General features: G+C 51.1%; 14 protein-coding genes and 1 other annotated feature. Of the genes, 8 read left to right on the top strand and 6 right to left on the bottom strand.

The features are described 5' to 3' along the window. Positions 1–605 precede the first annotated feature (605 nt). Positions 606–869 (top strand) — a binding site (T-box leader). Positions 870–984: 115 nt separating this feature from the next. Then, positions 985–2,070, top strand: a complete 1,086-nt coding sequence (asd, locus tag NYE69_RS00535; protein ID WP_340922702.1) for an aspartate-semialdehyde dehydrogenase — start codon at positions 985–987, stop codon at positions 2,068–2,070. Between the two features lie 422 nt (positions 2,071–2,492). Here the strand turns inward: asd and NYE69_RS00530 are convergent, their stop codons facing one another. From NYE69_RS00530 to NYE69_RS00520, 3 genes are all read right to left on the bottom strand, one after another. After that, positions 2,493–3,323 (bottom strand): carbohydrate ABC transporter permease, encoded by an 831-nt coding sequence (locus NYE69_RS00530; protein ID WP_240752175.1) that lies wholly within the window; start codon positions 3,321–3,323, stop codon positions 2,493–2,495. Further along, on the bottom strand, positions 3,323–4,195 hold the full coding sequence (locus NYE69_RS00525; protein WP_340922697.1) for a carbohydrate ABC transporter permease: 873 nt from the start codon (positions 4,193–4,195) through the stop codon (positions 3,323–3,325). The genes NYE69_RS00530 and NYE69_RS00525 overlap by 1 nt, the downstream gene beginning before the upstream one ends. A 76-nt stretch (positions 4,196–4,271) precedes the next feature. Continuing rightward, positions 4,272–5,600, bottom strand: coding sequence for an ABC transporter substrate-binding protein (locus NYE69_RS00520; RefSeq protein WP_340922695.1), 1,329 nt, complete (start codon positions 5,598–5,600; stop codon positions 4,272–4,274). A gap of 236 nt (positions 5,601–5,836) precedes the next feature. On the opposite strand from NYE69_RS00520, the gene NYE69_RS00515 reads away from it, so the two are divergent. Together NYE69_RS00515 and NYE69_RS00510 are read left to right on the top strand one after the other, a co-directional pair. Beyond that, positions 5,837–7,594 carry a sensor histidine kinase gene (locus NYE69_RS00515; protein WP_340922692.1) on the top strand — a complete coding sequence of 586 codons (1,758 nt, stop codon included), beginning with the start codon at positions 5,837–5,839 and terminating at the stop codon, positions 7,592–7,594. A gap of 21 nt (positions 7,595–7,615) precedes the next feature. Then, complete coding sequence (locus NYE69_RS00510) at positions 7,616–9,133, top strand: response regulator (RefSeq protein WP_278738841.1); 1,518 nt, start codon at positions 7,616–7,618, stop codon at positions 9,131–9,133. On the opposite strand, the gene NYE69_RS00505 is transcribed toward NYE69_RS00510, so the two are convergent. Further along, the gene (locus tag NYE69_RS00505; RefSeq protein ID WP_278738843.1) at positions 9,100–10,122 is read right to left on the bottom strand and encodes an LLM class flavin-dependent oxidoreductase; all 1,023 of its coding nucleotides are present in this window, start codon (positions 10,120–10,122) and stop codon (positions 9,100–9,102) included. The genes NYE69_RS00510 and NYE69_RS00505 overlap by 34 nt on opposite strands. Positions 10,123–11,751: 1,629 nt before the next feature. Here NYE69_RS00505 and NYE69_RS00500 point away from each other — a divergent pair. Both NYE69_RS00500 and NYE69_RS00495 read left to right on the top strand, forming a co-directional pair. Continuing rightward, positions 11,752–12,426 (top strand): hypothetical protein, encoded by a 675-nt coding sequence (locus NYE69_RS00500; protein ID WP_196427455.1) that lies wholly within the window; start codon positions 11,752–11,754, stop codon positions 12,424–12,426. Positions 12,427–12,580: 154 nt separating this feature from the next. Continuing rightward, positions 12,581–12,769 carry a hypothetical protein gene (locus tag NYE69_RS00495; protein WP_230876970.1) on the top strand — a complete coding sequence of 63 codons (189 nt, stop codon included), beginning with the start codon at positions 12,581–12,583 and terminating at the stop codon, positions 12,767–12,769. Between the two features lie 719 nt (positions 12,770–13,488). On the opposite strand, the gene NYE69_RS00490 is transcribed toward NYE69_RS00495, so the two are convergent. Both NYE69_RS00490 and NYE69_RS00485 read right to left on the bottom strand, forming a co-directional pair. Beyond that, on the bottom strand, positions 13,489–14,319 hold the full coding sequence (locus tag NYE69_RS00490; RefSeq protein WP_340922683.1) for a carbohydrate ABC transporter permease: 831 nt from the start codon (positions 14,317–14,319) through the stop codon (positions 13,489–13,491). Continuing rightward, entirely contained in the window at positions 14,319–15,206 is an 888-nt protein-coding gene (locus tag NYE69_RS00485; RefSeq protein ID WP_340922681.1) for a carbohydrate ABC transporter permease, read from the bottom strand. The genes NYE69_RS00490 and NYE69_RS00485 overlap by 1 nt, the downstream gene beginning before the upstream one ends. 208 nt (positions 15,207–15,414) lie before the next feature. Between NYE69_RS00485 and NYE69_RS00480 the strand changes: the two genes are divergently transcribed. From NYE69_RS00480 to NYE69_RS00470, 3 genes are all read left to right on the top strand, one after another. After that, the gene (locus tag NYE69_RS00480; protein ID WP_340922676.1) at positions 15,415–17,244 is read left to right on the top strand and encodes a cache domain-containing sensor histidine kinase; all 1,830 of its coding nucleotides are present in this window, start codon (positions 15,415–15,417) and stop codon (positions 17,242–17,244) included. Next, the gene (locus tag NYE69_RS00475) at positions 17,237–18,886 is read left to right on the top strand and encodes a response regulator (RefSeq protein WP_340922673.1); all 1,650 of its coding nucleotides are present in this window, start codon (positions 17,237–17,239) and stop codon (positions 18,884–18,886) included. The genes NYE69_RS00480 and NYE69_RS00475 overlap by 8 nt, the downstream gene beginning before the upstream one ends. 146 nt (positions 18,887–19,032) lie before the next feature. After that, a complete protein-coding gene (locus NYE69_RS00470) occupies positions 19,033–20,358 on the top strand; it encodes an ABC transporter substrate-binding protein (protein ID WP_328271363.1) in 1,326 nt (441 codons plus the stop codon). Positions 20,359–20,426: the final 68 nt, after the last annotated feature.

Here is a 20,426-nt window from a genome sequence, read left to right as displayed (position 1 = left end):
ACGGGGAGGGCCGGTAAGCGATCGTGGCAAGAAATATCGGCAGATCAATATCCGCTGTCCGGACGCTTTGCAGGATTATCCCATTTAATCCGGAAGCAGAGAGGAGGGGAAGTTCAGGAGAAGAAAATAGGTTTGGGAGCAGCAGACATTTTCGAGATCGTTAGTTCGAGATCGTTAGACAGATTTGTGAGAAGGAGGTTTAGGTGAAGCGAAGCAGACCTGACGGGAGAATGGGGCACGACACCGGGAAAAATGAAAGGACCGTGATTAGCCCCTACCCTCTCCCCCCCTGAACAAGAGGGATAATCGTGCAAAGCAGCATGCAGGGATACTAAGACACGAACGCTATCATAATTTATTTTGTCAAGCACTAATCTCGGTTGTTCCGGGCCCACCTGTGCGCGTCTATTTTGTGCGGATTTCGAGAATGAGGTTGCGGCCGCTCTGGGAATTTGTTCAATCCTGTTTACGTTCCGGCTAATATTTGATAATATAATTTCAACATTGAAATGCGACATGCAATATCGAATACGTAATTTCGAATATGTATATCGAATACGTACACCGAATACGTACACCGAATATGTACATTGAATACGTAATAATGAAACGCGATGAAGAGAAGAGTAGATAAACGAGTTCTTTTCCAGAGAGCCCCGTTTGCTGAAAAGGGGTAAAGAGTTGTTTATTGAAGAAAGTCTCAGAGCACCGCATCGGAACCCGAACAGCGGGGGGTGGTGTGGCAGGGGCTCCTGTTACAGAGCTAGAGTATAAGCGTCGCCCGGGGCGATGCCGTACTCGAAGAGGCTGAAATGGCGACATTTCGGCGAATTTGGGGTGGTACCGCGAGCGTAAATCTCGTCCCTAAGACGGATCGTCTTGGGGGCGGGATTTTTTTGCGCATATTGCCATACACCAACGCAGCCGGGTTGAATAGTTATTTATCAATATGTGAAAAAGACATGGGGAAAGGGTTGATACCGGATGACGCAAAAGTTGAAAGTGGGTATTGTCGGGGGAACGGGCATGGTCGGCCAGCGGTTTGTGCTGCTGCTGGACCAGCATCCTTGGTTTGAGGTGACCGCCATCGCGGCCAGTGCGAGTTCGGCGGGGAAGACGTATGAGGAATCCGTGCAAGGCCGGTGGAAAATGGCGACACCGATTCCGGAAGCCGTCAAAAATATCGTCGTGCAGGACGCTTCGAAAGTGAATGAAGTGGCCGATCGGGTCGATTTCATTTTTTGCGCGGTCGATATGAAAAAGAATGAAATTCAAGCGCTCGAAGAAGCGTACGCGAAAGCGGGCACGCCCGTCATTTCCAACAATTCGGCCCACCGCTGGACGCCGGACGTTCCGATGGTCATCCCGGAAATCAACCCCGGGCATATCGCAGTGATCGAGGCGCAGCGCAAGCGGCTCGGCACCAAAACCGGATTTATCGCCGTAAAGCCGAACTGCTCTATCCAAAGCTACGTACCGGCTATCCATCCGCTGCTGGACTTCAAGCCGACCCAAGTGGTCGTCTCCACGTACCAGGCGATTTCCGGGGCCGGCAAAAACTTTACCGATTGGCCGGAAATGCTGGACAACGTCATTCCTTACATCGGCGGCGAGGAAGAAAAAAGCGAGCAGGAGCCGCTGCGCATCTGGGGCAGCATCGAGGGCGGGGAAATCGTCAAGGCCAGCGCGCCTTTGATTACGTCGCAATGCATCCGCGTTCCGGTAACGGACGGCCATCTGGCTACGGTGTTCATCTCCTTCGAGAACAAACCGTCGAAAGAAGAAATCCTCGCCCGCTGGCGGCAATTCAAAGGCCGGCCGCAGGAGCTCGAATTACCAAGCGCGCCGAAGCAGTTCATTACCTATTTTGAAGAAGAAAACCGGCCGCAAACGAAGCTGGACCGTGACATCGAACGCGGCATGGGCATTTCGGCGGGCCGTTTGCGCGAAGACTCCCTGTACGATTACAAATTCGTCGGACTGTCGCACAACACGCTCCGCGGTGCGGCGGGCGGAGCCGTACTGATCGCCGAGCTGCTGAAAGCGGAAGGCTATATTCAAGCGAAATAAAAGAGGTTAAGACTGCAATCTATAAAAGTTGAACCTAATCTGTACGCATAAGGGCAGCCGGGTGAAATGTTCTTACGATCGCTGTTGTTCCCAGATTTCTATGATTGAACTAAATTCTAATTCGGAAGAAATCCGGTCGCAAAGGCGAACGCAGCTTGTGCTTCCGAAGCAGCTTTCTTCCAGAAAGCTTTCAGCTTCTTCAGAATCATTTCACCTAGGTTCAATATTCTAAAGTGTGTACTCTTTAGAATATTGAACCCTCTTGCCCAAATTCGCACATTCTTTAGTTCAACTTATAGCTTTCGTCTTAACAAGAACAAACAAACGGCAGGCCGGACTTCAACCGAAGTTCCTGGCCTGCCGCTTTTATATTAGAGGGGGAAGTTAACACTTTATTCGGCAAAGGCGCAGGCAGCTTATTCTTACCCCTTCACCGCGCCGGCCGTGAGGCCGCTGACGATGTATTTTTGGCCGAATAAATACAGGATGAACACCGGCAGCGAAGTCAGCACAAGATTGGCGAAAATCAGGTTCCAGTCCCGGCTGTATTTGCCGTAGAAATTGTAAATCGACAAGGGCATCGTCCAGGTGGAGCTGTCGGTAAGGAAATACACCGGAATCGTGATATCGTTCCACACGGACATAAACACCATGATGGCCACCGTCGCGTTCACCGGCAGGATCAACGGCGTGACAATCCGGAAGAACACACCGAATACGCTCGCTCCTTCGAGAAAAGCGACTTCATCCAGCGCTCTCGGAATCGTTTTGATGAACCCGCTGTACAGGAAGACGCTGAACGCCGTGTTGAGCGCGGCATAAATGAGAATCACGCTCGTGATGCTGCCGTAGAAGCCCATCCACTGCACGACACGGATCGTCGTGATCACGGACATCGGGGCGATCAGCCCCATGAAGAAGTACATGTAAATCGTACCCGCGACTTTCGTCTCCCGGCGCGCCAGAATAAAGGAGGCCGCCGAGGAAGCGACGATGTTGATGATGGACGAAATCCCGGTAATCCAAACGCTGTTCAGGAACGCCCTGGACAGTCCGCCTTCCTCAAATACCCGGACATAGTTGGCGAACTGCCATTTCTCCGGCAGCTTGAGGGAAAAGCTGAGCACTTCGGCGCTCGTCTTAAACGAGCCAAAGATCAGAATGAGCAGCGGCAAAATGATCAGCAGCGAGGCCAGGATCAAGATGCCTTCCACAATATAGTTGCGTATGGCGAGTTTGCGCGTGTATCCCATTATTCTGCGACCTCCTTACGCCGCATGAAGATCAGCAGCGGAATGGCGATAATCGTCACGGCCACGAACAGCAGCGTGTTGACCGCGGTGCCGAGCCCCCAGTTGCCTTCGCCGAAGGCCCGCATAATGATCGTGCCGACGACCTGCGAAGCGTTGCCCGGGCCCCCGCCCGTCATGACGTACACTTCCGAAAACACTTTAAGTCCGCCAATCAACGTCAGCATCAGATTGATATTGATCGCCGGCAGCAGCAGCGGCAGCGTGATTTTAAAGAAGCTTTTCCAGGAGCTGGCCCCATCGATTCTGGCCGCCTCGTAATATTCCTGGGAAATCGACTGCAGGCCGGCCAAATAAATGGCCATCTGAAACCCGGCGCTTTGCCAAATCGACACGGCGGCGATCGTCCAGATGACGAGCTGCGGATTGGTCAGCCAAGCCTGGCTGAGCGAGTGCAGCCCTATTGCTTCAAACATCTGATTGATCGTGCCTTCGGTGCGCAGCATCGGCGTAAACAGGATGCTGATGACGAGAATGCTGAGGATGGAAGGCGAATAAAACAGCGCGCGCAGCAGGTTTTTCGTTTTCAAGCGCATGTTTAAAGCGACGGCGAGCAAAATGCCGATCACGTTTTTGCCGACGACGGTGACGACGGCGAAGATGACCGTATTTTTAAGCGCCAGGGTGAGCGTTTTGTCGGAGAAAATTTTGCTGAAATTTTCCCAGCCGATAAAGCGGATATCCAGCCGGTCCAGACGCCAGTCGGTAAAAGAATAGTAAAACCCTATCACCGCCGGGACCACGAAAAATACGGAGTAAATCAGGATGGCCGGTAAAATCAGATAATACGAGTATAGGTTTTTCATTGTTTTCATGTTCTCACACCCCCATCATAGCCTGGGGCAGCATAAAATCCGGAGATTTTATGCTGCCTTCTTACACCATCGTCCCTTAGAAACCGGGAACCTCTTTATCTTTCATCAGTTGGCTGAATTTTTCATCCCAGGCTTTAAGCACTTCTTCCGGCGTCAAGCCGCCCGCGAATTGGTCCTGCAGCAATCTGTACAGCTCGCTGCGGTCAACCAGCATGTAAGCGTCCGACGTCAGCACGGTTTTCTTCGGCGTAATGTAATTGTCGACGATTTCCTGCTTGTATTCCGGCAGCTCCGGCGTCGTGACGTCGCTGAGATTGGATACGTAGCCTTTGGAATCGACGATTTTTTGCGCCACTTCCTTAGAAGCCATGAAGTCCAGGAACTTCTTTGCTTCCGCCATATGCGGGGCTTTCTTCGGAATGAACAGCTGGCCGCCGAGCGGGCTTGCGCCGAGGCTGGCGTCTTGCGAAGACGGGATCGGGAACACGCCCAGCCGCATGGAAGGATCCTGCTGAGCCACTCCTTCGATCAGCCAGTCGCCCATAAACATCATCGCGACTTCCTTGTTCAGGAATTTGCCGACCGCCATATCGTAGCTGTCGCTGAGCACGTCGGCGTTGGTGTAGCCTTTTTTGTACACTTCGTACTGCTGCTGCAGGAACGTTTGGAATTCCGGAATGTCCGACCATTTCCGCTTGTTGCTGTTCAGATCGTCGAAGAACGTCGGATCGTTTTTGGCCGCGAAATCGGCAAACGCGGCGGCCGGCCAGATGTTAGCGGCCCAATTGTCCTTGTATGGCATAAATACCGGCGTAATGCCGCTCGCTTTGATCTTTTCGCACACGGCCAGGAACTCGTCGAAGTTTTTCGGAATCGACAGGCCCAGGTCTTCAAAAATCTGCTTGTTGTACACGACCCCCTGCATGCCCGTGTCCTGGCTGACATGGAAACTGTAAAGATGGCCGTTGGCAGAAAGCACGTCCTTGTTGACGATCCGGCTGGCCCAAGGCTCGTTGTCGAGAATTTCGAAGTTCCGCTCCAGGTTGAGGTCGGTCGTGGCGCTCGCCAGGTTGTACTGGATAATGTCCGGCGTTTCCTCGACGGCCAGTTTGGTCTGCAGCACCGTCGTCGTCTGCTCGGCAGGGATCAGCTGCAGGTTGACGTGAATGTTTGTTTTTTGCTCAAATTCGTCCAGCAAATCCTGTTGGATAAATGCCGAATCCTGCGAGCTTTTGGAAATGGCCAGCTCGATCGTTACTTTTTTGCCGCCGGTTCCGTTTCCGCCGTTCTCCCCGCCCGCCGCGCTGCCGGAACCGTTGCCGCCCGATCCGCAAGCCGCCAGTGAGATGGACAGCAAGCTGGCCAAGGCCAGGGCCGTTATTTTTTTCTTGCGGTTGCTGTTCATAAATGAATCCCCCCGTAAATCGTTTATTTTGAATCCGTTTACAATTTGATTATAAATTTTGCCTGAGGTAAGGTACATGTCTGTACATGACAGTTGATGTGTAAAATTCTGAACTTGAAACCGTTGTCATTTTGCGAATGGGCGTGGTACAGTTAGGACGAGTCTATGAACATCACGAGCGGCAACCTGGCATCAAGAGCGGCATCCTGGCGGATGGAGGAGGCGAACCGGCAGCCATGATCGTAAAAACCGTACCGCGCAAATATCAGTTCAGCCTGCAAACGAAGGTGTTCCTCACGTTTATCGCCTTGCTTCTGTTTGTGCTCGGCTGCTTTACCGTATACGTCAATCTGATCGTGGTCAAGCCGCTGAAGGAGAAAACGGTCGGCGAAACGCGGATGACCGCGGCCAAAGTCAGCGAACAGGTCGACGCTTACATCGACGGTCAGAACCAGCTGTCGCAGCGTATATTGTCCAGCAAGGACATTTTTACCCTTTTGGATAAAGACCCGGCGAACGATGTCGAAATGTTAAACCGCACGCGAAAGCTTAGGGATACGATGTTTCAGGCGATCGGGCCGAGCATGGCCATCAAAGACATGATCATTTACGACAGACAGGGCAACCTGCTCGTCTCTTATATCGGCACTCAGCGCAGTCCGCTTTCTCTGGAATCCTATCTGGGAAAAAGCGGTCCGGGCGGGTGGTGGAGCGGCAGCGGATTTATGTTGACCCGCGAGGGGGACACGGTATCGTTTATCCGCGCCATCAACAACCAAAACGGCAAAGTGTTCGGTTATCTTTCTATTCAAATGGATCAGCCCTATATCGAAAAAATGACCAAAGGGATCGCCGGCGGAGAGGTGTATATCCTTGATGGGCAAGGCGTGGAAATTACCCGCACCAGCCGTGATACGGATCATGCCGTACTGACTGGAGGGGTGACCGGCGACGGTGTTTACGTTGACAAATTCAACAATTACGTGGCTTATTCCCAGTCGCCCAAAACCGGCTGGACCACTTATATCGTGACGCCTAAAAAGGCGGTGCTCGGCCCCGTCAATTCGGTGCAATACATTTCGATGCTGCTGATTACCTCGCTGATAGTGGTTTCCTTCGTCTATATTTTTCTATCGACACGCAATCTGCTGCTGCCCATCCGCAAGCTGCGCAGCCAGATTTGGCGTATCAACTACAGCAACATGAATGTCAAGGTTGACAGCCGGCCGCAAAACAACGAGCTGATCCTGCTGAACGAAGCTTTCCAGGACCTCATGGAGCGGCTGCAGGAATCGATCGAACGGGAGAAACTGGCGCTGCATGAAGAGGTGAACGCGCGCAATTCCGCGCTCCAGGCCCAGATCGCCCCGCATTTTATCCATAATGTCCTTTATTTGATCAGCATTGCCGCACAAGAGGGAAAAACGGAGGTCGTGTCCGACATGTGCAAACACCTTTCGGACAGCCTGCGTTACATCGTGTCGTCGCCTTACGCCCATGTGACGCTGGCCGATGAACTGGAGCATACGAGACACTACTTGTCCCTCGTTCAGCAAAAATATGAGGACGATTTGGAATGGGAAATTGAAGCGGACGAACTGTCCCATGAAATCCAGCTGCCGCGGCTGGTTATCCAGCCTTTTGTGGAGAACTGCATCGAGCATGCGTTCACGAACAGCGATCCTCCCTGGCGGATCAAAATTACGGTGAAACAATTTAACGGGCTATGGGCCGTCGAAATCAAAGATAACGGGGACGGCTTTCCGCCGGACAAAATCGGCGAAATTTTGGATAACATTGAGCAGTCCGCTGCGGGCGTGAGCGAAATTCAGAACCACCGGTCGGCCATCGGAAACATGGGGATTGTCAATAGCGTGGGCCGGCTGAAGCTGATGTATCAGAACCGGCTGTTTTTCAATATTTTCAATCATTCGGACGGGGAAAAGGGCGCTACGGTGCAAATCATCGGATCGCTGACGAAGGATTTCTATTGAGCATAACAGGAGGGACGGGCGATGTATAACGTGATGATCGTGGAGGACAGCAAGCCAATATTGCGGAACATAAAAACGCTGCTGGAATCTATGGATTTGCCGATCCGCATCGCGGCGACGGCGACCAACGGGGAAGAGGCGCTGAAGACGCTGCGGCGGGAACCGATCCATCTGCTGCTGACCGATATCCGGATGCCGAAAATGGACGGGCTCGCGCTGATCGAGCAGGCCAAGCTGATCAGTCCGCAGCTGAAATACGTGCTGATCAGCGGGTACAGCGATTTTGAATATACCCGCAAGGCGTTGAACCTTCAGGTGTTTGACTATTTGCTGAAGCCGGTGGAGCGCGTGCAGCTGGCGGAAGTGATGGACCGGGCGATCGGGGAGTTGAACAAGCGGGCGCCCGGCGATGCGGCGATGTTAAAAGATATCGTGGCTCCCGGTTATGCTGCGGACTTGCACCTGGATGACGAGTTTCATCATTATGCGAAGGTGCTGCTGATCGTGCGCCGCCAGCCGTTTACGGCAGGGGAAGAACGTTGGGCGCGGGAGGAGGTCCAGCTTTGCTTAACGGAGATTTTCACCCCTCACCGCTGCTGGGTTTTCCCTACGCAAACGTCGAAGCAGTTTCTTGTTCTGGTGAACAGGCCGGTGCTGGACATGTACTCCTCGGTTTATGAATGCCTGGAATCGGCCCGGCGCCACCTGTACGATTGTGGCATTGACGCGATGCTCGGAGGGCAGGTGCTGTCCGCCGAGCCGGAGAAGCTGCCTGAGCTGTACCATCGGGTGTCGTCCATCCTGAATGAGCGGCAGCGGATCATGAAAGGGGGAGTGCTGGATACGGGACTTCCCGTTCCTGATACGAAGCCGGGGGAAGTCGGGATGGAGCCGCATGTGGCGTTTGGTTTCGCGGATATGATCCGCGGGCGCCGCAAGGAGCAGTTCGCGCTTAAACTGACGGAACAGCTCGCCAAATGGGGGGAGGAGAACGCCAGGCTTCTGGACCTGGAGCGGTTTGTCGGGCTGCTGGTCGATACGTTCGCTCATTTGTATGAGGAGCGGGGAGCGGCCCTCCGGCCCGATCTTGAGGTGAAGGCGAAGCAGCTGTTTAAGGCGGAGAGCTACGCCGGTTTCGGCCGCGAGCTGCTGGAGTGGGCCGGGCAGTGCTTCGAGATGCTGCAGGCGCATAGCCGAAAAAGCGGCGAGGAACTGTTTGCGCAGATGGACGAATACGTGAAAATGAATATGTATTCCCAGCTGTCGGTGGTCGACATCGCGGCGAAATTTCATGTAAGCCCTTCCTATATCAGCCGAGTGATCAAAAAATTTACCGGTGCCACATTCGTGCAGTACTATACGGGCCTGAAAATCAAAGAGGCCTGCAGGCTGATGGCCTGCAAGCCGGAAATGAAATTCAAGGAGCTGTCGGACCTGCTGTCGTTTACCGATCAACACTATTTCTCCAAAGTGTTTAAGGAGTATACGGGATACAGCCCGACGGATTATAAAGAGCAAATTTCCGCCAGCAGCTCATAGGAACGCAAACGAGCCTGATGATCGTAAACTTGCGCGGCCACGATGATTTCATCGGCATTTGTTTGCTCGAGGATCAGCTGCAGCTGATCGCGCACCGTGGACGGCGAGCCAATCGCGGAGCAGCTGAGCTGCCGTTCGATCAGCGCCTGCTCCTGCAGCGACCAGTCGAGGTGGTCGACCGGCGGGTTCAGCTTTCCGGTGCGGCGGCGGATCAGGTTCAGGAACTGCTGCTGCTGTGACGTCGCCAGCCGCCGCGCTTCTTCGTCGGTATCGGCCGCGATCACGTTGACGCCGATCATCGCGTATGGCTCCGCCAGCGCTTCCGAGGCGCGGAAGTGGCCGCGGTACAAATCGAGCGCCGGGAGCATATAATCCGGCGCGAAATGGCTGGCGAAGGCAAACGGCAGACCGAGCTGGGCCGACAGCTGCGCGCTGAAGCCGCTGGAGCCGAGCAGCCAGATCGGGATGTCCAGGCCTTCGCCGGGGACGGCCCGCACCGCCAACGAGGAGCCGGGTGCGGGCTGGAAGTAGTTCCGGAGCTCGGCGAGCCGCTCCGGGAAATCCTGGCCGTCGCTGCCCGGACCGCGGCGCAGCGCCTGCGAGGTCGCCGGGTCGGAGCCGGGCGCCCGCCCCAGGCCGAGATCAATCCGCCCGGGATACAGCGACTCCAGCGTGCCGAACTGCTCCGCGACGACGAGTGGCGAATGGTTCGGCAGCATGACGCCGCCGGAGCCGACGCGGATCTTCTTGGTGCCGCCGGCGATGTGGCCGATCGCGACCGCCGTCGCCGAGCTGGCGATGCCGGGCATGCTGTGATGCTCCGCCAGCCAGTAGCGGTGGTACCCCCAGCCTTCCGCGTGCTGGGCCAGATCAAGCGAGTTCCGCAGCGACTCGGCGGCCGTGCTGCCGATGGTAATCGGGGCGAGATCCAGGATGGATACGGGAATATCGGTTAAACGACCTTTGCGGTCATGAGATGAATTGGACATGAAAGAACCTCCTTCGATTACTATCTACTTATGTGGCTTCGCTATTGCCAAAAACGAAAGCCTTATTTCTATTATAATCGAAATTACAAATAAATGCGTTACCGATATCTCTGGCCTTGATCTGGCAATCTCAACAGTAAATTGCTTCACTTGGGTCCTGTTTCACAGCAGTAACGAGTGTAAATGACTCGTCAACATGCATTTTGTTTATCATTAATGTGCTTTTAGATTGCTGGTGAATGTAAGTATAGTAAACTATATATTATAAAGTTTATAATAAATCCCTTTTATATTTAATAATTCTTCATGAATTTTCTGTTTTCGCCCGATAGACCCTAACTTTTCCTTGATTTCCTGTTTTTGGCGATTATCCTCCTTTAAAAAGTCATGCAAAAGCATGAATTTATTCATCGATATACTCTTGCTTCTTACTGACAATATTAGCATTAAAGTGTTGCTTTTTAGAGTAGTTCGCCTTTAATTTTGTGCAGCCAATCGCGATAGGTTGGCCGTCGATAACCCGAAACCTTTTAACAGTGGGGTGAATTTTTTAATCAGCTTTTTTATAGAAGTAAATGAATTAGACCTTCAATATAAGGTATATATGCTCATCTCCTTTGATATAGAGATTCGACAAAGGTCATCTATTTTCATGCCTTTAATTAAGTAAGGATCTGTGAGAGTTGTGAGCGTTAAGCTCACTTCTACTCGACTAAATCCCAAATATTTAGCCTAATACCATGTATAGTAGCGGATCAAATCCAAATGGACTGATGGGTTAACGAAAATAGAAAAATCGCTTCGTTTTGGTAGAGTAAAGAGTCCCGAAGTCTTCAATACCACAGAGAAAGAGGTGTCATCTTAATAGAACAAAAGTAGATTAACTGCCAGACGATGCCGTTCCAGGAGCCGGAACCAATTTTTCTCGTGAGTCCTTCTCCGGCAAAGCGTGTGACATTTATTCAATCACGTTGGCTATACTTACCTGGATTTTTGTTATCACTCAGTATCGATACGGTCACGCAAATGAAACCGTTGTCCTTGTCCAACCGGGGAGACCGCTTGATTTTCAACGCTTTTACGTCTCTGCGCAACCGAAGCAAGACCATCGATATAGTCAAAATCATTTTTGATTGATCGTTATTCCCCTGGGTCAAAAAGGAGCGACAAGCAAGCAGATTACTGCAAATCGGCTCGGTCATTGACCAAGACAGCTTGCTTCGGCGAGTCCTCGAACGTGGCTATCTTATTGAAAAGTAACACTGGATTTACTAGAGGAACCAAGTAGTTAATTTCTGTTACCTGCAGGGATATTAACCAAAAGAAAAGTTCCTATTCTTTCGGCACCGCCAGCGAATTCAAGAGGAAACTAAAAGTATGCGAACACATTGAAGCTTAAGGAATATTTTTGCTGGATAAGGTCGATCCTGGGACTGACTGCTTGGATACTGAAGGCCTTATTTCTTAGGGGGAAAGAGTAAGATGGCGCTGGATGGATTTCCTAGCCAGAGAATCACACTTAATGCTTTTTTAAGGAATTTATAAAATAAAAACTATAATTGATAATTTTTCCTATTAAGTATATTATATATATGTAAGTAAAAAAATAAATGGAAAGGAATGAATGCTTTGAGGAAAATTCTTGTTTCCAGTATTACTGTTGGTATTCTTTCTTTGGCAATGTGCGTACCCTTATTCGCTGCGGATGGGAGTTCGGCAACGGATTCGGGAAGTAGGGTGAAAGAATCAATAAATCTACAAGATGCCTCTGAGAATATGACAATGAGTGATGTATTGACCTTTGATGAATTGGTCTTAGAATTTGCTAAGGATAGTGAAATTTCTGTCGATCAAGCTAGAGCTACATTACTTTCAAACTATTATTCATCTGGAAAGAAATTGAATTCAAGTGTCAGTCCACAATTAGCTACATTTAGAACTTTTACCGCTACACTTGAAGAATTTTCGAAAATTGGAATAGACTATAAACCGTCGCTTAATTTCTACTGCGAAACAACTGAAAGTCGTCCTTCTTTTCATGGGATTGTATCCGTGCTAAATACAACAATGAATAGGATTTATAATGGTAAGGCAAAACAGTTTTCTGGTACCGTTTACACAAATTTAGAGCATGCGAATAAGATTCACTACGTAGTAGAAGGAAGTTTCTATAATAATGGTACAACAACTTATTCAGGTAATGGTGGAATAAAAGTTGGTGAATCATTTACTTTATCGTTTGGCGTTTCCAACTCCAGTAACTATTTTGGTTCTTTATATGAGCCTGGAGATTATGAATGGTAATAAATTAACAGTTTAAAGTATTATAACCATGAAGGATTATTTCTATCCTTCATGGTTATATATTTTTGATGTGTTCTCAAGTTTGGTTCTTGAGAACTTAATATTTCTGATTTAGTTAGGTGGTGTTATTTTGAACAATAGCGGCTGTAAAAAAATGCTATTTATAAGTGTGGTAATAGGTGTACTGATTATGCTTTCACCTATTTTTATTACGGGGTCTTTGTATAATGATAATGAAGTTATGGGAGGTCTACTAAGCGCTGAACTAGTTGTAAGGACACTTTCCTTAGTTATAGGACTTATTGTTATTTACGACGGTTTTAAAAGTTTTTATAAAAAATAAGCAATAATGCCTTTGATATTTTTAAGTACAGCAAGCTAAATTTTCGTAGCAAGAAATTGGTAGATATGTATTAATACGATTGGGTAAAGCGACAATCCAACTGCTGGAGTTGATCTGAAACGGAGAGGAAGCTTTTTCCTTGCTTATGCGGTGACCTCGTGGGCCAGATCGAGCAGTTGTTGTAAGGCGAGCACCCAATCAAGAGATCCTACTGGTCGTGTGACTCACAAAACAGATCGTACGAACCGTACGAACGGCCCAGAAACTCGTTTTGCAGTCGTATAAGCGCCTTCGCGCACGTTAAGAAAAACTCAATGTCCCAGCGTATTAGAAAAACATCGCTTCGTCTGGTTAAGTGATAGTTCGAGCTAACACTGCCACACAGAAGAGGCGTCTTCGCTTTAAGACACCAAAAGCAATGACTCGATCAACTACCAAACGAAATTAAGCCATCTTTTCAGGAACTGAACGTGCTGAAGCACTTGAACAGTGCGGGTTTCAAAAGGGAATTTGGCTTTATGTTCACCTATTTGTCCGTCTCGTTTATTCGTACCTGGTCTATAGCGTACATGCTGTTTTGCCGATTTTACCTCTGAGAAAATTGAGTTATATGTAAGAAGAAAAAAGATAAATTCCAACATATGAAGCCTATTACTATCAGCCCAGAAATCCAACAAACCCCCGGAGCCATTTGCTCCGGGGGTTCTTATCAACAACATTCAGCCCTTCACCGCACCGGCGACCACGCCTTTGACGATGTATTTTTGCAGGAAGATGAACACGATGATCGAAGGCAGCACGGCCATCACCATGGCGGTCATCGCGTACTGCCAGTCGGAGGTGTATTGTCCGACGAAGGTGTACGCGGCCAGGGTCAGCGTTTTGGTCGCCGGCGAGCCGTTGACCATAAGCAGCGGGAGCAGGAAGTCGTTCCAGATCCACATCACGTCGATGATGATGATCGTGGTCGTGACCGACTTCAGCAGCGGGAAGATCACGCTAAAGAACAACCGGAAGCCGGAGGCGCCGTCGATTGTGGCGCTTTCGTCGATTTCCTTCGGAATCCCCTTTACGAAGCCGTGGTAGATGAACAGGGCAAGCGGGGCGCCAAAACCCCAATACAGAATGCCCAGACCCCAGGTGCTGTCGGATAGGTGGAAGCTTTTGGCCATTTGCAGCACCGTCAGCATGATCGACTGGAACGGAATCAGCATCGGTATAATGCAGAGCATGTAGATGATCGAACTGGCTTTTGATTTCGTGCGGGCCAGCTTGTAAGCGGCGATGGAAGAGATCAGGATGATCCCGGCCAGGCCAAGTATCGTGATGACCGCATTGTTCAGAAACAGCCGCGGGTAGTTGATGAATTCCCACACGTAGCTGTAGTTCTCAAAAGCAAGCCGTTTCGGCAAAGCGATCACGTCGGTCATGACCTCCTGGAAGCTTTTCAGCGAGTTGATGATGGTCAGGAACAACGGATACAGGAACAAAATGGACAGGAGGACCATAACGATTTCCAGGACAAAACGCCCCGCTCTGTTTTTAGTCATTATGCCTCAACCTCCCTGCGTTTGAAGAGCGTTAATTGAATAATGGTGATGATCAGCACCGCCACGAACAAAATCAGCGCCTTGGCCGTGCCGTAACCGTACAGATTGTTCTGGAACGTATCGCGGTAGATGTCGTAAGCGACGCTGTATGTGGTGCCGCCGGGTCCGCCGCCGGTCAGCGACAGGATCACGTCAAATACCTTGATCGAGTTGGTCAGCGCCATGAACACGGAAATGGTGATCGACGGCGCGAGCAGCGGCAGCGTGACGTTGAAGAACCGGCGGACCGGTCCGGCCCCGTCAACGGTGGCCGCCTCCTTCAAATCGTCTGGAACCGATTGCAAACCGGCGATGTAGATCACCATGTAGAAGCCGATCGATTGCCAGATCGAGACGAACAGCACGGAGATAAAGGCTAGTCCGGGTTCACCCAGCCAGCTTAGCGCGAATACCCCCCAGCCGGTGCTTTGCCCCAGCGATTCGAAACCTTGCATGAAAATGAACTTCCAGATAAACCCTACGATTACCAAGCTGAGAATGTAAGGAATAAAGAAGGCCGCTCTCAGCCAGTTGGTCGATTTCAGCTTCATGTCCAGCACGAGCGCCAGCAAAATCGCCAGCACATTGATCAAAACGATGTAAAGAATCATGTATTTGACCGTAAACCAAGCGGCGTGCGTAAAGTTGGCGTCGCCCATGAAGATCTGTTTGAAGTTATCGAGTCCGATAAATTTAGGGTGCTTCGAAATCCCGTTCCATTTGGTCAGGGAGTAGCGAATGGTCATAATAAACGGATAGTAGAACACAGCGATGACCGAAATAAGGATCGGCAGCGTAAATATTCCGAACTCCAGCTTCTCGGCGCGTTTTCTCCCAAGTCTCAACATAATGCACCTCTTTTTCGCAACGATAGTTTATATAAGGTGATTCGGCTATAATGATTATAAATCAACCGTTTTCACGCCAAAATGGATTTAAGAAAACAGTTAAGGGTAAAAACGTGAACTGGCGTTAAGCGCGGGTCGTGACTTATATTTTGAACTAGGGAATAGAACGGGAAAAGGCAACTTACACAGTCATAGAAATGAGGGCAATATGTTCAGCCGACTGAAACGTTTGACATTGTCGCTTAAAGACCGGGTTTCGCGCCGATTGGTCAATAAGCTTATTTTGCTGTTTACGACGATTATTATTCTTGTGGTAGGCTCGCTGACCGTCATCTCCTATCAAATGCTCGAAAAAGAATCGGTCGATCACAGCATCGTCAGCACGACCAACAATTTGAAGCTGGTGAACCAGAACCTCGAGGATTATTTGTCCGGCATCGAGCAGTTGTCCCTGCCGCAAATCCGCTATGACGAGATCATCCGGGCGATTAAGCTGGAGGAAAACGATTATTCGTCCAAAATGTATTTGGAAAATTATTTGCGGAGCCTGTTCTACTCGCGGGACGATCTGGAAAGCATTTATTTCTACCTCATCGATCAGAAGAAATATTATTCGATCACCCGTGAAGCCTATAACATTACGGTGCGTGTCAGCTACCAGGAGGGGATTCCCGACCAGCCGTGGTACAAGCAGGCCATGGAGAGCCCGCACAACCGTTCGTTTCAATCGTTTATCGTTCCCGGGGCCAAGTCGGGGTACGCCATGAGCAAGGAGCCCAGCTTCATGGGGTATCACCGCGTGCTGCGCTCGCTCGTTTCCCGCGACCCGAAAGCGGTCATTTCCTTCTATATAAAGCCGGCCGGCAAGGACGAAATTTTGCGGGATATCCCGTTTGAAGAAGGGGAGCATCTGCTGTACCTCGATGCCGACAACGTGCCGTTTCACGTCGACGATCCGGAGTTTCTGCAGCAGGTGGAGAACGCCCCCTGGCTCAGCCAGATCGGCAAGGACGGCGGCATGCGGCCGTTAACCTGGACGAGCGAGGACGGCACCAAGTATTTGATTGTATACAACGTGCTCCCGGACGAAGGCTGGAAATTGGTCAAGCCGATTCCTTACCGCAACATTTACGCCGCGGCGACGACGACGAGGGATTTGAGCTATCTCATCGGGGGCATTTTTTTGCTGATTTCGGTCGTTTTGGTCACGCTCCTTTCGAGTGCGATCACCAGACCGCTGAAAGACTTGTCCTATGAGATGAGACGCTTTAGCGAAGGCACGTTCGACGCGGAAATCCCGGTCAAGGGCAGGGATGAGATCGCTTATTTGTCCAGGCATTTCAACCGGATGGTGCGGCGGACCAACGATTTGATCAATGAACGGTATAAGATGAAGCTGGTGGAGAAAAACGCGATTTTGAAAGCGCTCGAGGCGGAAATCAATCCGCATTTTCTGTACAATGCGCTCCAGGCAATTTCGACCAAAGCGCTGAAAAGCGGGGACGACGAGGTCGCCGATATGGTGGATGCCTTGGCCTTGACGCTCAGATACTGCATAAGCGGAAAAGATATCGTAAACGCTAGGGAGGAACTCAAACATATCGATCGTTATCTGGCGCTGCAAAAAGCTAGATTCGGCAGCCGCCTTCAGGTGACGATCGAATGGGACGAATCGTTGATGGAGCTGCAAATTCCCAAGCTGTCCATCCAATCCCTGGTGGAGAATTCAATCAAGCATGCCCTGGAAAAGGTGTCGAGCGCCATTACGATTGTGATTCGGGCGGAACTGGCCAATACGCATGCGATTATTTCCGTGCAGGATAACGGGCCGGGGATTTCCCAGGAAAGGCTCGAGGAGATCCTGAAATCGTTTCACGCCGAATGGGAGGACCAGGAGGGCGAAAACATCGGGCTCAAAAACCTGTACACGCGCCTCAGGCTGCTTTATGGCGAAGACGCCGATCTGGTGGTCCGCAGCGGCGACGGCGGCGCGGAAATGCGAATGATGATACCGCGGGGAGGCAGCAGCCATGTATAAAGTGTTGATAATCGACGATGAAGAACCGCTCCGTGAGGCGATCCGGATTTTAGGGGATTGGGAAGGCCTGGAAGTTGACGAAGTGCTGGAGGCGACGGACGGCAAAACCGGACTGGCCATGCTGGAGCGGCACAAGCCCGACCTGGTGATGGTCGATATGAAAATGCCCGAGCTGAACGGCGTCGAGTTCTTAAAAATCGTGGAGCGCGATTACCCGGAGCTGCTGACGATCGTGATCAGCGGTTATAACGATTTTGAGTTCACCCGTCAAGCGATTCACTCCAGGGTGTTGGACTATTTGCTCAAGCCGATTAACCGGCATGATCTCAACCAGGCGCTCCGCAAAGGCATCGATTTGCTAAACGCCAAGCGGCAGCTGCAAACCGAATCGATTACCCGCAATATTGCGTTTAATATGTCCCTGCCGAAGCTGAAGGAGAAAATCTATCTATCGATCATTGAACGAAGCTTCAAACAACATAGCAACCGGGCGTTCCTGCCGCTGATCGGGGCGGACGATCCCCTGAACCGTTTCGGCACGCTGGTGCTGCGGATCATGAATATGGAAGCCGTCAGGGACAGCCGGTTCAACAGCGATACCGAGCTGCTTTATTTTGCGGTGGCCAATGTGGTGAGCGACGTGGCCGGGGGCGACATGCTCTGCTTCAGCTTTGCCAATCCGAAGCAGGAGCGCGAGATTATTGCGGTGTATACCGCGGGGGGCGGTTATCCCGAAGAAGTCGCTTTCCGCGCGGAAAAAATGATGCGCAAGATCACTGGTACCCTAAGTGAGCTGTTTGGCTTGCAGGCAGCGGGAGGGATCGGCCCTTCGAGCCCAAACATCATGGAACTGGCCGATTCCTATGAGACGGCGGTCAGTTCGATCCTGGCCATCGATCTGTTAAAGCTGAAGGGAACGGCCGCGATCGGCGACAAGGGGAGAGCTGCCGCGAAGGATATCTACTCTTTCACCAGCCGGATGCCGCTCCTTCGCGGGGCGCTGGAAGCCGGCAATCTCCATCATGCCAAATCGGTCATGGGGGATTTTGCCAAGAAGATCAAAGCTGCGGACGCGTTCAGCATCGGGGCGGCCGACCGGACGCTGCGCGAGATCGTCGTCCTCTTAAGCGACATGGCCCTGGATCTTGGCGTGCCGGGGGACGCGCTGCCGCGTTCCGGCGATGAAAGGGCGCTGCGCGCGCTGGGGCTGCGGACCGATTTTGCCGGCTTCGACGAATACGAAGAAGTGCTCCTGCGGCTGACGGAGTACTATCACGAACAAATCCGCCGCTTGCTGGCGGCCAACCGGCCGTTTCAGGTCGACGACATCAAGGAGTACATCGACAATCATTATTTTGAAGACATTAAAATTTCCATGTTCACCGAAAAATACTTCTTAAGCCGCGAGTATTTAATGAAGCTGTTCAAACAACAGTACGGGTACGGCATCCACGAATACGTGCAAAAGGTCCGCATGGACAAGGCCAAGGAGCTGCTGGACGATCCTTCCCTGAAAATCCAGGAGATTTCCGAAATGCTCGGCTACAAGGACAAAAATTATTTCAGCAAAGCGTTCCGCAATTACTGCGGGTTATCGCCGACGGAATACCGGTCGAAGGAGGAGGAAGGGGTCAAAAAGTGAACTGGACGATCACTCCACTTTTTTACCCTTAAGTCACCACTTATCTACATTTTTATCGCTGCACCTTTTCTTTAGAATAAGGAACATAGAAAGCGTGAAACTGCTTTCAAAGAATGAACAACGACAAGAAAGTGGGGGCGTTACGAATGAAAAAGAAAATCTTGGCCCTGTCGTTCAGCCTTGTGCTGCTCATGGGTCTGCTGTCCGCTTGCGGTGGCGGCGGAAACAATGCCGCGGGGGGCGGGACGAATGGCGCGGGTGCAGGGAACGGCGGTGCAACGGATGATTCCAAACCGGTCACGATCAACATGTTTACGGCTTCTCCGGAATATACCGACGCTTTTAACGCCTATATCGCTGAATACAAAAAAGTGAAGCCCAACGTGACGATCAACCTGGAAATCATGCAGTCCGACTATAATACGGTGTTGAAATCGAGAATCGCCGCAGGCAGCACGCCGGACGTATTCCAAACGACAGCCGGCGGAGATATCGACACGTTTGCCGAATACAGCGCCGATTTGACGGATCAGCCGCTGGCGGCAGCGATGACGGACGCCGTTCGCGCCAACATGACCTCTTCCGACGGGAAAGTGTTGGGCCTTCCGGTTAAAGGGAATCTGTTCTCGCTGATCTACAACAAAGATCTGTTTGAACAAGCCGGCATCACAACCTTCCCGAAAACGACGGCCGAGCTGGACGACGCTATCGCGAAGCTGGAAGCCAAAGGCATCAAGCCGTTTGCCAACGCCTATAAAGAATGGTGGGTATGGAAACACGTATTCCAGCATTTCGTCAACGCGGCGGCTCAAGACAAGGGCGTAACGTCGAAGGACCTGGTGAACAGCTTTATCGCCGGCGACGCCAAAATCAAGGATTATCCGGTGCTTTACAACAACTTCTTTGACTTCGTCGACAAAACGGTTAAACATGGCACCGACAAACCGCTGGAACGCGACAGCAACGCGCAAATCAGCGACTTCGCCACCGGCAAGGCGGCGATCATGGTAGGTAAAGGCGCATGGGACGAAGAAGCGATCAAGAAAATCAGCCCGGACATTAAAATCGGGATCGCCGGATATCCGGTCAGCGACAAACCGGAGCAAGCTACGATCATCACCGGCGCCGACCAGGCGCTGCGGATCAACAAGGACTCCGCCGTCGTCAACGAAACGATCGAATTCTTCAATTGGCTGTACACTTCCGATTACGGCAAGAGCTGGTTCTCCAACGTAGCGAAGGTCATTCCGCCGATTAAGGACGCTCCGCTTCCGGAACTGGATATGCCGAAGCAAATGAACGAAATTTTGCAATCCGAACCTTCGGGCGACCTGGCGATCAACTACTCGCTGGATACGTTCCACCAAAAATTCGGTGAAATCATGCAAGCTTACATCGGCGGCAGCAAAACGAAGGACCAAGCCGTGACCGAAATCGAACAAGCATGGGTTCAACTGGGCTCCGCCCAATAAACCGGCAGAATTAATGATTCCATCCTTCTTAACTCAGCACCCCGGGTGGTGCTGAGTTAAATTTTTGT

It is taken from the genome of Paenibacillus sp. FSL R5-0527 (genome assembly GCF_038008055.1).
GTDB lineage: Bacteria > Bacillota > Bacilli > Paenibacillales > Paenibacillaceae > Fontibacillus > Fontibacillus macerans.
This window is presented reverse-complemented; position numbering and strand designations above follow the sequence as displayed.